Annotated in this window: 11 protein-coding genes; 1 reads left to right on the top strand and 10 read right to left on the bottom strand. The window is 27.3% G+C overall.

The genetic code is table 11. The features are described from left to right. Nucleotides 1-64 precede the first annotated feature (64 nt). The 10 genes from AWT65_RS03045 to dapB form a co-directional block, all read right to left on the bottom strand. Complete coding sequence (locus AWT65_RS03045) at nucleotides 65-1,177, bottom strand: cysteine desulfurase family protein (protein ID WP_066729233.1); 1,113 nt, start codon at nucleotides 1,175-1,177, stop codon at nucleotides 65-67. Nucleotide 1,178: 1 nt separating this feature from the next. Then, entirely contained in the window at nucleotides 1,179-2,753 is a 1,575-nt protein-coding gene (locus AWT65_RS03040; RefSeq protein ID WP_066729232.1) for a glycoside hydrolase family 57 protein, read from the bottom strand. Nucleotides 2,754-2,777: 24 nt separating this feature from the next. After that, nucleotides 2,778-3,470 carry a Bax inhibitor-1/YccA family protein gene (locus tag AWT65_RS03035; protein WP_066729231.1) on the bottom strand — a complete coding sequence of 231 codons (693 nt, stop codon included), beginning with the start codon at nucleotides 3,468-3,470 and terminating at the stop codon, nucleotides 2,778-2,780. 15 nt (nucleotides 3,471-3,485) lie between these two features. Beyond that, nucleotides 3,486-5,390, bottom strand: coding sequence for a threonine--tRNA ligase (gene thrS / locus AWT65_RS03030; RefSeq protein ID WP_066729230.1), 1,905 nt, complete (start codon nucleotides 5,388-5,390; stop codon nucleotides 3,486-3,488). Nucleotides 5,391-5,463: 73 nt separating this feature from the next. Beyond that, a complete protein-coding gene (locus AWT65_RS03025) occupies nucleotides 5,464-5,946 on the bottom strand; it encodes a deoxycytidylate deaminase (protein ID WP_066729229.1) in 483 nt (160 codons plus the stop codon). After that, complete coding sequence (gene xseA / locus AWT65_RS03020) at nucleotides 5,946-7,133, bottom strand: exodeoxyribonuclease VII large subunit (protein WP_066729228.1); 1,188 nt, start codon at nucleotides 7,131-7,133, stop codon at nucleotides 5,946-5,948. The genes AWT65_RS03025 and xseA overlap by 1 nt, the downstream gene beginning before the upstream one ends. Then, nucleotides 7,134-9,095 carry an excinuclease ABC subunit UvrB gene (gene uvrB, locus AWT65_RS03015; protein ID WP_066729227.1) on the bottom strand — a complete coding sequence of 654 codons (1,962 nt, stop codon included), beginning with the start codon at nucleotides 9,093-9,095 and terminating at the stop codon, nucleotides 7,134-7,136. Between the two features lie 2 nt (nucleotides 9,096-9,097). Then, nucleotides 9,098-10,384, bottom strand: coding sequence for a glycoside hydrolase family 10 protein (locus tag AWT65_RS03010; protein WP_066729226.1), 1,287 nt, complete (start codon nucleotides 10,382-10,384; stop codon nucleotides 9,098-9,100). Further along, a complete protein-coding gene (locus AWT65_RS03005) occupies nucleotides 10,374-10,988 on the bottom strand; it encodes an O-methyltransferase (protein ID WP_066729225.1) in 615 nt (204 codons plus the stop codon). Before AWT65_RS03005 ends, AWT65_RS03010 begins: the two co-directional genes overlap by 11 nt. Before the next feature lie 31 nt (nucleotides 10,989-11,019). Beyond that, nucleotides 11,020-11,700 carry a 4-hydroxy-tetrahydrodipicolinate reductase gene (dapB, locus tag AWT65_RS03000; RefSeq protein WP_066729224.1) on the bottom strand — a complete coding sequence of 227 codons (681 nt, stop codon included), beginning with the start codon at nucleotides 11,698-11,700 and terminating at the stop codon, nucleotides 11,020-11,022. A gap of 86 nt (nucleotides 11,701-11,786) precedes the next feature. Between dapB and AWT65_RS02995 the strand changes: the two genes are divergently transcribed. Beyond that, nucleotides 11,787-12,047 carry an HPr family phosphocarrier protein gene (locus AWT65_RS02995; RefSeq protein ID WP_066729223.1) on the top strand — a complete coding sequence of 87 codons (261 nt, stop codon included), beginning with the start codon at nucleotides 11,787-11,789 and terminating at the stop codon, nucleotides 12,045-12,047. The last annotated feature ends 10 nt before the right edge of the window (nucleotides 12,048-12,057 follow it).

Raw genomic sequence — 12,057 nt, 5'->3', positions numbered from 1 at the left:
AAAAAAAAAAAAAAAAAAAAAAAAAAAAAAAAAAAAAAAAAAAAAATAACAAGATAGTTTCTAACTACCTTGTCATTATATTAATTATATTCTTATATTCCCTTATAAAAGTATCAATTTCATCTTTTGTTGTATAACGACTTAAACTAACTCTTATAGCTCCTTCGTTATATTCTTTTGGTATTTTCAATTCTTTTATAACCCTACTAGCTCCTTTTTTAACAGAACAAGCTGAACCTGTTGATATATATATACCTTTTGATGATAGATAATTCATAATTACCTCTCCCTTGGTATTTTCTACAGAACAATTTATTATACCAGGGCTAGATATTTCTGGAGTATTAATTCTAATATCCTTTATTTTTTTTAGCTCATCTATTGCATATTCTTTTAATTTTTTCATATGTTCTATATCTTTATCATCCAACATACTAAGTGCTTTTAAAAAACCTAGCACTAATTCATTTGCCATTGTTCTTGGAATAAAAGAATTTTCTGTATTTGAACCATAAATAATAGGTTTTAACTTAACTCTATTTGAAATATATAAGGCTCCCATACCTTTAGGTCCATATATTTTATGCGAACTAAAACTAATAGCATCAACTTTTAATTTACTAAAATCTACATTAACATGTCCCAAACCTTGAACAAAATCAGTATGAAAATATATATCTTTATTTTTTTTCTTAACTAAATCTGATATTTTAGCTATATCTTGAATAGTTCCAACTTCGCTATTTACAAATGCAATAGAAACTAAAACTGTATCCTCTCTTATCAAATTTAATAAATTTTCTATATCTACCCTTCCATACTCATCTACTTTAACATAAGACACTTCATAATCTTTAAGATTTTTACAAGTTTCCATTATAGAGGGATGTTCAATTGGTGTCGTAATAATATGTCCTTTTTTATAATATTTAGCTACAGCTTGAAATAATATATTATTTGCTTCTCCACCACCTGCAGTGAAAAATATTTCTTTTTTATCAAGTCCAAATTTTTGAAATACTTCTTTTTCCTTATTAATTATCTTAGATACTTCTAAACCTTTATTATGTATTGAATCTGCATTTGCATAATAATGTTCCATACAATATAACATATATTCTCTAACTTCTTTAGCAACTTTTGTTGTAGAAGCGTTATCTAAATAAATTTCTTGCATTTTATCCTCTGTATATTCTATAATCTATATTTCTAAAGATATTATCTCTACTTTCTATTTCTTTTAGCCATTCTTCATCTACACTATGATGTTTTATATCTTCATATAATTTAAATAATCTATTTGTATGATCAGAAATTTTCTTTTGTGCATAACCTACCATAGTTCCTGTGAACATTATAAATGGCCAACATGAAGTTTGTGCCATCAAAAGTTCTCTTGCCATTTGATTCATAGCTCTTCTTTCAACATCATTTATAGGTTCTAATTTTGAAATTTCTATCATTTTTTCAGCTGCCTTATGTAAATGTCTATAAATATAGTCATTAGAACCATCTACCCAAACATCATAGTAACCATTAGCTCCCCAACTTGACATACTAACATTTACAACTTGATTCATAGGATATTTATCTAAATATTGACTAGGAGTTATACTCTTGAAATTAGAAATTGCCATTGCTCTAAATATATGTTCCAAGAATATTGGCCCTTCATACCACCAGTGTCCATATAATTCTGCATCATATGGAGAAATTACTATAGGTTTTCTATGTTGCATTTTTGATGCTAAATATTCTAATTGTTTTGATCTATTAAAGACAAAGTCATAAGCATGTTGTTTTGCCCTATTATATGCCATTTCAGGATTATATATAGCCTTATATGTTCCTTTTTTATCTGTAATAGCATGATATTTGATACCTATATTTCTTCTAACTCCGTCACTATGTAAATATGGTTTTATATAATCATAATCTAATTCATAACCAGCATCCTTATGAAATTCTCTATATAGTCCATCACCTGGATAACCTATTTCTGAACTCCAAACTTGTTCTGATGATTCAAGATCTCTTGCAAAGGCTGCAACACCATTTTCAGTATAAACAGGTGCATATACACCATATTTTGGTCTAGGATCAGCATGCATTATTCCATGAGCATCAACTAAAAAATATCTAATTCCATGCTTTGCTAAATATTTATCTTGTTCAGGATAATATGCACATTCAGCTAACCAAATTCCCTTAGGCTCTCTTCCAAAATTTTCAATATAGTCTAATTTAGCTTGCAATACTTGTGCATTTGCAGCTTCTTTATAATCTTTCATCATTGGTAACATACCATGTGTCGCTGTTACTGGTATTATTTCCAAATGCCCTAGATCTTGATAATATTTAAATCTTGAAACTAAATTTTTATTACAGAATAAGAAATAATCCCTAGCATCTTTAAATGTCTTATAATTATGTTCAGCAACTTTTAACATTTCTGGTTGATCTTTTAGTCTTTCTAATTCTTTAGAGCAAAATTCAACCATTTTATCCATATGCTTTAAATATCTACTCATAAGCAAATCATCTTTTAACATATTAGATAAAGTTCCTGACATAGTCAAAGTAATATTAAATTCAACATTATCCCTATGCAATCTATCAAACATCATTAAAAATGGAATATATGTTTCTGTCATAGCTTCATATAGCCAATCTTCTTCCAAAAATTCTTTGTATTCTGGGTGTCTAACATACGGTAAATGTGCATGCAACACTAAACTAAAATATCCTTTCATTAATTATCTCACCTTCTTATATTATTAATTTTTTCTTCTACCGAATAATCTAATAAGGTATATGAATAAGTTTATAAAATCAAGGTATAATGAAAATGCTCCAACTATCTCTACCCTATCTAACAAGTCTAATTGTCCTTGTCTTGCTAATATAACTATTTTATTTTTTATAAGTTGAGTATCATAGGCTACATATATTACAAATACTATAACTCCTAATATAGATAGCATCAAATCTAAACTTGAACTTCTTAAAAATATATTAATAACTGACATTATAATTATAGATACTAGACCTACAAATAAGAAGCCCGAATAACTCATCAAATTACTTCTTGTTATAAAGCCATAAATTGATAAAACTGCAAATAAACATATTGTACTCATTAGTACACTTAAAACACTTTGTATAGTATATATTTGTGCAATATAGCTAAGTAATATACCTGTACTTGCAGAATAAACTAATAAACCTATTAAAAGTGTTCCAGGTTTTGCTTTATAAATAAACATAGCCATCATAAAGGGTACTGCAAATTGAATAATTAATGCTATTGGTAATAAATTATTAGCTACTGCATTAAATGCTTCATTTGTATAGGCAAAGAAACTAACTAAAAATGTTATAATCAATGCTCCTGTTAAATATGAATAACAACCCTTTATTTTTTTTGAGACTATATTTTCTATATCATTATTATTTATATCATAATACAACTTAGTCACCTCTTTCTATAAATTAGGTTCGACTTCCTTTTTCAACATTTCTATGAAAGCATCAACAGCCATACTTTCAGTTTCTGTACTTCCATGTCTTCTTATATTAACTGTATTTGTTTCACATTCTTTTTTACCTATAACAAGTTGTATAGGTATTTTTTGAACTGCATTAGCTTCTCTAATTTTATATCCTATTTTTTCTGCTCTAATATCTAACTCTGCTTTGAAACCTAAATCTATTAATCTATCGTATAATTTCTTAGAAAATTCTGCTTGTTCTTCTGAAATAGACATTATTCTAACTTGAACTGGTGCAAGCCAAACTGGAAAAGCTCCAGCATAATGTTCTATTAAAACACCCATAAATCTTTCCAAGCTTCCATACATAGCTCTATGTAACATAACAACACGATGTTTTTCTCCATCTGCTCCTATATATGTTGCATCAAATCTTTCTGGTAAATTAAAGTCTAATTGTATAGTTCCTGTTTGCCAAATTCTACCTAAAGAATCTTTCATTTTAAAATCTATCTTAGGACCATAAAAGGCTCCATCTCCAGGATTTAATTTATATTCTTTATTTGCAGATTTTAAAGCCTTTTTAAGTGCTGTTTCTGCTGTTTCCCATAAAGAATCATCTCCTATTGCTTTTTCTGGTTTAGTAGATAATTCTATATTATATTCAAAACCAAATAATTTATAATATTTATCATACAAATTAATTATTTCTTTTATTTGATCTTCTATTTGTTCTTTCATACAGAAAATATGAGTATCATCTTGAGTAAATGATCTAACTCTCATCAAACCATGTAATGCCCCTGAAAATTCATGTCTATGTACATGCCCCATTTCAGCTAATTTCAAAGGTAAATCCTTATATGATCTAAGTTCACTCTTATAAGTTAAAATTCCTCCTGGGCAATTCATAGGTTTAATTGCATAAACCTTTTCATCTATAGTTGAAGTATACATATTTTCCTTATAATTTTTCCAGTGCCCTGAAATTTCCCATAATTCTTTGTCTAACATACTAGGTGTTCTAATTTCCTTGTAGCCTGCCTTAACATGTTCCTTTCTCCATAATTCTTGCAATCTTAAGAAAAGATCCATACCCTTTGGCAAGAAAAATGGGAAACCTGGTCCATGTTCATCTAAAAAGAACAAACCTAATTGTTTACCTAATTTTCTATGGTCTCTTTTTTCAGCTTCTTCTAACATTTTCAAGTGTGCATCTAATTGTTCCTTTGTTGGGAAAGCTATTCCATATATTCTTTGTAACATCTTATTATCAGAGTTTCCTCTCCAATATGCTCCAGCTTTACTCATTAATTTAAATGCTTTTACATAAGATGTTGAAGGTAAATGAGTTCCTCTACATAGATCAAAAAATTCTCCTTGTGTATATGCACTTGCTTTATCTGAATCCAGTCCTTTTAATATTTCAACCTTGTAAATTTCCCCTTCTTTTTCATATTTATCAATTAATTCTTTAACACTATACTCATGTCTTTGAAATTTGTAATTAGCCTTTATTATTTTATTCATTTCCTTTTCTATGGCTACCAAATCTTCATCTGTAAAGGGTTTTTCTGGATCAAAATCATAGTAAAATCCATTTTCTATAACTGGTCCTATAGCTAATTTAGTATTAGGATACAATCTTTTAACAGCTTGTGCCATAATATGTGTTGTACTATGTCTTAAAATATTTGTACCTAATTCGCTATCTATCGTTATTAATTTCAGTTCTCCAGCTTCTTTCATCGTATAAGTTACATCTACTTGTACATTGTTAAATATTGCACCAACTGTTTTTTTTGCCAAACTTATTGATAAATTTTTAGCAAAATCTAGTACAGTTATTTCTTTATCGCAGTTTCTTACACTTCCATCTGGTAACTTAATTTCAAACATTCTAGTTCCTCCATATTATTTAATAATAAAATTATACCATATAAATTAATTTAATAAAAGTAACAAGCTTTATTTAATCTTTGAAACAAATATTTATTTCTTTTTCTCTGTCTTTATACTTTTCTATCTTTATTCCTGCATTTGTTAATATAGTTGTTGATGCTTTTGTTAATTCATGATGTTTATGTTTATCAGAATAAAATACTACCTTTGAAATACCTGATTGTGCAATAGCCTTTGCACATTCATTACAAGGATAATGAGTAACATAAAGTGTACTTCCTTTTAAATTATTAATACTATTTAAAATAGCATTCAATTCTGCATGAACAACATAAGGATACTTCGTATAAAGTATATCCCCTGTTTTTCCCCAAGATAAGTCATCATCATTACTTCCTTTTGGAAAACCATTGTATCCTATTCCAATTATTTTCGTATCTTTAACTATACAAGCTCCTACTTGTGTAGATGGATCTTTACTTCTCATTGCTGATAAAAAAGCTAAGCCCATAAAATATTCATCCCATGAAATATATCCTTCTCTTTTATACATTATTTCACCTCACTTAATATTATTTTATCTTTTGATATTGTTTTCATTAACTTTCCTTTTGTAATATTGACATCTTTTATCAAAGTATCATCTATATAGCTTATAGTAAAACCTCTATCAAAAATATTATCTATATTATATTTTTCTAACAAACTTGCCTTATTTAACAAAATATTTTTTTTATCTTTCAATTTTAATTTAATATTATTATCTAATTTTTCATTTATATAATCTAATTTTTGATATTTTTCTAAAATAACATTTTTATAAAATTTATCATAGTTCAATTTATCTTTTATATATTCTAATTTGGTTTTCATTAATTCTATTTTTTTATTTAATAAATTCTTCATTTTTTCTCTATATTGCATAAATTGATCTTCTATTTCTTTTCTTATTGGTATCAAACAATGTGCTGAATGTGTAGGAGTTGAAGCTCTTACATCTGCTACCAAATCTGATAAAAGCACATCTGCCTCATGCCCAACAGCAGAAATTATTGGTAAAGCTGAAGCATAAATTGCTTCAACAACTTCTTCAGTATTAAAGGACCACAAATCTTCAATACTTCCACCACCTCTACCTATTATCAAACATTCTACACCTAATTCTGGATGTTTATTAAAAAACTCTATACCCTTAACTATTGTTTTTTCTGCACCTATTCCTTGAACCTTTGCTGGATATAGATAAATTTCTACTTTTTCATCCCTATTATGTACATTTCTTATTATATCTTGTATTGCATCTCCCGTATCAGAAGTTACAACACCTATTATTCTAGGATATTTTGGCAAACTTTTTTTATTACTTTCTAAAAAATATCCTTTCATTTGATATTTTTTCTTTAATTCTTCAAGTTTTTGGTAAAGTTCTCCAATACTATTCTTTTTTTCAACTTTTTTAGCTATTATTTGAACTGTAGCATCATATGAATATACATTAATAGCACCATAAACTTTAATTTTATCTCCTTCTTTCAAATCTAAAGGAATATTATTATACTTATAGCTAAAGCAGGCACATCTTATCTTAGAACTTGTATCTTTTATACTCATATACATATGTTTTAATTGATATGTTATATTAGAAACTTCTCCTTCTATACAGACATATTTAAAAAATTCATCATTTTCTATATAATTTTTTATTATTGCATTAATTTGACTAACTGTATATATTTCCACCTACATCAACTCCATTAAAATTCTTTTTAATTCTTTTATTTTATCCCTTATTTTTATAGCATTTTCAAAGTCTAAATTTTTTGAATACTCTTTCATAACAACTTCTAACTGCTTTATTTTTAAATTTATTTCAGAAACACTAGAAAATTTTTCTACAATTTTTTCTTCTTTTTCTTTTATCATCATAGAATCCATATCATTATTACTTGTATTATATGGAATTATTCCATTAATTTTATTATATTTTTCTTGATATTCTCTTCTTCTATCTACTTCCAGACGAGCTTCTTTTATTGAATCTGTTAAAACATCTGCATAAAGTATAACTTTACCTTCTACATTTCTTGCTGCTCTTCCCATTGTTTGAATTAAAGATCTTCTTGATCTTAAAAAACCTTCCTTGTCCGCTTCAAGTATGGCAACAAGACTTACTTCCGGTATATCTAAACCTTCCCTTAGCAAATTAATTCCAACTAATACATCAAATTCTTTATTTCTTAAACCTTTTATTATTTCAACTCTTTTTATTGCATCAATTTCAGAATGCATATATTTAACTTTTATATTATATTCTTCATAATAGCTAGTTAATTCTTCTGCCATCTTTTTTGTTAATGTCGTAACTAAAACCCTTTGATTTTTTTCTGTACACTTTTTTATTTCTTCCATCAAATCATCTATTTGATTTTTAGTTGGTCTAATTACTATTTTAGGTTCTGTAATACCTGTAGGTCTTATTAATTGTTCAACAATTTCATCTTTTGCATGACTTAATTCATAATCACTAGGTGTTGCTGAAACATACACTACTTGTTTCGTCTTTTTGAAAAATTCTTCCCTTGTTAGAGGTCTATTATCAAAAGCAGATTCCAATCTAAATCCATTTTCAATTAAAACTTTTTTTCTTGCATGATCACCATTATACATGCCAGCTATTTGAGGAACAGTTATATGCGATTCATCAATAAATGTTACATAATCTTCTGGGAAATAATCTAAAAGTGTATCTGGAGCTTCTCCACTTTTTTTACCACTTAAATATCTTGAATAATTTTCTATTCCTTTACAATAACCTATTTCATTTATCATTTCTAAATCATACTCTGTTCTTTGCTTTATTCTTTGAGCTTCCAAAAGTTTTTTATTTTCTTCAAAATATTTTACTCTAGTATTTAATTCAAGTTGTATCTCATTAAACATACTTTGCTTATCTAAAATTGATAAATAATGTGTAGCTGGCATTATTGTTAATCTTTTTATCTTTCTTATTTTATTATAGTTTATATGATTAATCTCATAAATACTTTCTAAATCTTCATCAAAAAAGGTAAATCTATAGGCTGTTTCTTGATATGGTGGCAACACATCTATCGTTTCTCCTTTTACCTTAAATTTACCTCTTTCAAGTACTACATTATTTCTTTCATATCTTAATTCAATTAATCTTGATATTAATTTTTTTCTACTTATCCCTATTTCTATATCTATTGGTAAACAATTTTCTCTATATGCTTCTTTTGATCCCAAACCATAAATTGCTGAAACTGATGCAACAATTATCACATCTCTTCTTGTTAATAGAGCTGCTGTTGCTGCATGTCTTAATTTATCAATTTCATCATTAATAGAAGAATCTTTTTCTATATATGTATCAGTTTGAGGAATATATGCTTCAGGTTGATAATAATCATAATATGAAACAAAATATTCTACAGCATTTTCTGGGAAAAATTTTTTATATTCATTATATAATTGAGCAGCTAAAGTTTTATTAGGTGCCAAAACAAGAGCTGGTCTATTTAATTTTTCTATAACATTAGCTATAGTAAATGTTTTACCACTTCCAGTAACACCTAATAAAATTTGTTCATATATACCAGATTTTAAATTGGTATAAAGAAAATCTATTGCCTTTGGTTGATCCCCAGTAGGCTTAAATTTTGAACATAGCTTAAATTTCATTTTTATCTCATTTCTTCTACTATTTTTGGATTATTTTTTAGTGTTTCATATCTAAATAATATATATCCTTTTATACTTGGATTAGCTTTTCTAATATCTCTATGTTTTATAAGTTCATCTTTAGGCCAATTATTTTCAGCATATTTATACACTCCTTCTCCAATATATAGCGGAGTATTAGTCTTTTCTGCTTCTTTTGACCACCAATTAACTAAAGTCTTGTAATCTGCTTTTTTATGTCCTATTTCCCAATAAATTTGTGGAGCTACATAATCTATCCATCCATTTTCCATCCACTTAACTATATCTGCATAAAGATCATCATATGCTGCCAAACCATCTGTTAGAGACCCTCTTTCATCTTTTTTTGCATTTCTCCAAATTCCAAATGGACTTACACCAAATGATAATTCAGGTTTAATTTTATGAACTGAAACTGATAGATTTTTTATCAAATCATCAACATTAGCCCTTCTATAATCTTCTATAGTTGGATATTGTTTTCCATATTTTTCATATTCTGCTTCATCAAAATTAGCGATTTTTTCACCTTGATTTGGATATGGATAAAAATAGTCATCTAAATGCACACCATCAACATCATAATTTTTAACTATTTCTTCTATATTTTGATATAGATGTTTTACAACTTCAGGTTTTCCAGGATTTAGATATAGTTTACCCTTAAATTCAAATACCCAATCTGGATGTTGTTTTACTACATTTCTATTTGATAACTTACTTAAATCTGTAGTAAGTGCTGCTCTATATGGATTTATCCAAGCATGTAATTCAATATTATTTTCATGAGCCTTTGTAACAAAATATTTTAAAGGATCATAACCTGGATCTACACCTTCAACACCTGTTAAACAAGCATCCCAAGGATGTACTTTAGATGGGTATATAACAGCATTGCTTGGTTTAACTTGCAAAAATATCGCATTCAATCCCCAATCTTTAACATTCTTTACTATTTCATCTATTTCTTGCTTTTGCTTTTCCATATCATAATTTTTTGTTTTTGAAAAATCTAAGCCGAATACAGTTGATACCCATACACCTTTTAAATCTTGATTAATTTTTCTTTTATGTCTATCAAATACAATTTTTGACATTGTTTCATCTTTTAATATCTTTTCATTATCTTGTTCTTTTAATTTTACAACTTGTTCTACTTTTTCAGGTTTTTTCCCCTTTATTTCAACTAAATTAGGTTCTGTTGTAGAACATGATAAAATTAAAAAAGCTAAAGATAAACTACATAACAATTTAACCTTATTTTGCATCTTTTTCCTTTCTAACCAAGCCTATTCCATCTCCAAAGGGCAACAAGGCAAAGTCATATTTTTTTAAATAATTTATAAATTCCCTTAAATTTTTAACTATAGTTTTATATCTTTTAGGATATTCATTTTCACAAACATAACCTCTAAAAAGAATATTGTCTATGAAAATTAAACCTCCATAATTTAATTTATCATAACAAAGTTTGAAAAAATCTAAATATTTTCCCTTTGCTGCATCGATAAAAATAAAATCATATTTTTCATCTAAGTCCTTTAATATCTCACAGGCATCAGCATTATATATTTTTACATTTCTTCCTTTTAAAACTTTTTTTGCAATTTCATATCTTTTTTTATCTATTTCTATAGTTGTCAATTCAACATACTTTGATAAATAATAAGCAGAATAACCAACAGCACTACCTATTTCTAAGCCTTTTTTAGCTCCTATTAATCTTAACATATATATCATATATGCTAAAACCTCTTCCGTAACAATAGGAATTTTATTTTCTAAAGCTTCTTTTTTTAATTCTTTTATTTCATCATCCTCTTTAAACAAAGTTCTAACAAAATTACTAGCACCTAAGTAATTCTCTATCATATCTCCTCCATTATATCATAAGTCCGTTTTTTTAATCAATATCATAGTATAAGCCTTTATCTAATTTAATTAGCTTGCTCGCATATTTAATTGAACCCAAAGCAAATATTTTTCTTGATAAAGCCGTATGTTTGATTTCTAATATTTCATCTTCTCCTGCGAATATGACAGCATGTTCTCCAACTATACTACCAGCTCTTAAGCTATGAATACATAATTCATCTTTTTCTCTTTTTCCTACTCTATTTGTAATAATTTTAACTTCTCTTTCTTTTTGTATTTCTTTTGCAAGAGTTAGAGCTGTACCACTAGGACTATCTATTTTTCTATTGTGATGTGCCTCTACTATTTCAATATCAAAATCTTCTAACATTTTTGTAGCAAGCCTTGCCAATTTATTTAAAACTTTTACTCCTATAGAAGTATTACTTATCTTAAGAATAGGTATTTGCTTACTTGCTTCCTTTATTGCTTCCATTTCTTCCTTTGTTTGACCTGTTGTTGCAATAACTATTGGCTTTTTCTTATTAATTGCAAAATTTAATAAGTCTTTTGTTGCCAAATGATTAGAAAAATCTATTATAATATCAAAATCTTTTTTTTCATCTTTCATATCTAATGGTTCTATCATCCCCACAAATTCATGAGGTTTTTTTATACTTTTTGCTAATATATTAGCCATTACACCTGTACCAAACACTAAAATTTTCATTTTTTTCTCCTTTTCCATTATATTGACTTTTTTTTTAATCTGTTATATTATTAAATCATAATAAAGCATTATATTAGGAGGACACAATGGTAAGTAAAACACTTATATTCAACGGACCACAAGGACTACATGCAAGACCTGCAGGAGCCTTAGTAAAAAAAGCAAAAGAATTTGAAAGCAAGATTGAACTTGTTTACAATGGTAATTCTTTTAATGCCAAAGCTATAACAAAACTTCTTTCAGCAGGTATAAAAAGTGGTGCAGAAATCACTGTTACAGCTGATGGTGCCGATGAAAATGCCGCTTTAGAAGGTGTTGCAGAATTCATATCAAATATAGTAGATTAATTTAGAAAAA

Origin of the sequence: Sneathia sanguinegens, from assembly GCF_001517935.1 — a bacterium.
Lineage (GTDB): Bacteria > Fusobacteriota > Fusobacteriia > Fusobacteriales > Leptotrichiaceae > Sneathia > Sneathia sanguinegens.
This window is presented reverse-complemented; position numbering and strand designations above follow the sequence as displayed.

Bases quoted from the DNA above. Each gene is read 5' to 3' on its own strand.
- AWT65_RS03045 (WP_066729233.1), bottom strand. From the start codon at position 1,177: ATGCAAGAAATTTATTTAGATAACGCTTCTACAACAAAAGTTGCTAAA.
- AWT65_RS03040 (WP_066729232.1), bottom strand. From the start codon at position 2,753: ATGAAAGGATATTTTAGTTTAGTGTTGCATGCACATTTACCGTATGTT.
- thrS (WP_066729230.1), bottom strand. From the start codon at position 5,390: ATGTTTGAAATTAAGTTACCAGATGGAAGTGTAAGAAACTGCGATAAA.
- AWT65_RS03025 (WP_066729229.1), bottom strand. From the start codon at position 5,946: ATGTATAAAAGAGAAGGATATATTTCATGGGATGAATATTTTATGGGC.
- uvrB (WP_066729227.1), bottom strand. From the start codon at position 9,095: ATGAAATTTAAGCTATGTTCAAAATTTAAGCCTACTGGGGATCAACCA.
- AWT65_RS03010 (WP_066729226.1), bottom strand. From the start codon at position 10,384: ATGCAAAATAAGGTTAAATTGTTATGTAGTTTATCTTTAGCTTTTTTA.
- AWT65_RS03005 (WP_066729225.1), bottom strand. From the start codon at position 10,988: ATGATAGAGAATTACTTAGGTGCTAGTAATTTTGTTAGAACTTTGTTT.
- dapB (WP_066729224.1), bottom strand. From the start codon at position 11,700: ATGAAAATTTTAGTGTTTGGTACAGGTGTAATGGCTAATATATTAGCA.
- AWT65_RS02995 (WP_066729223.1), top strand. From the start codon at position 11,787: ATGGTAAGTAAAACACTTATATTCAACGGACCACAAGGACTACATGCA.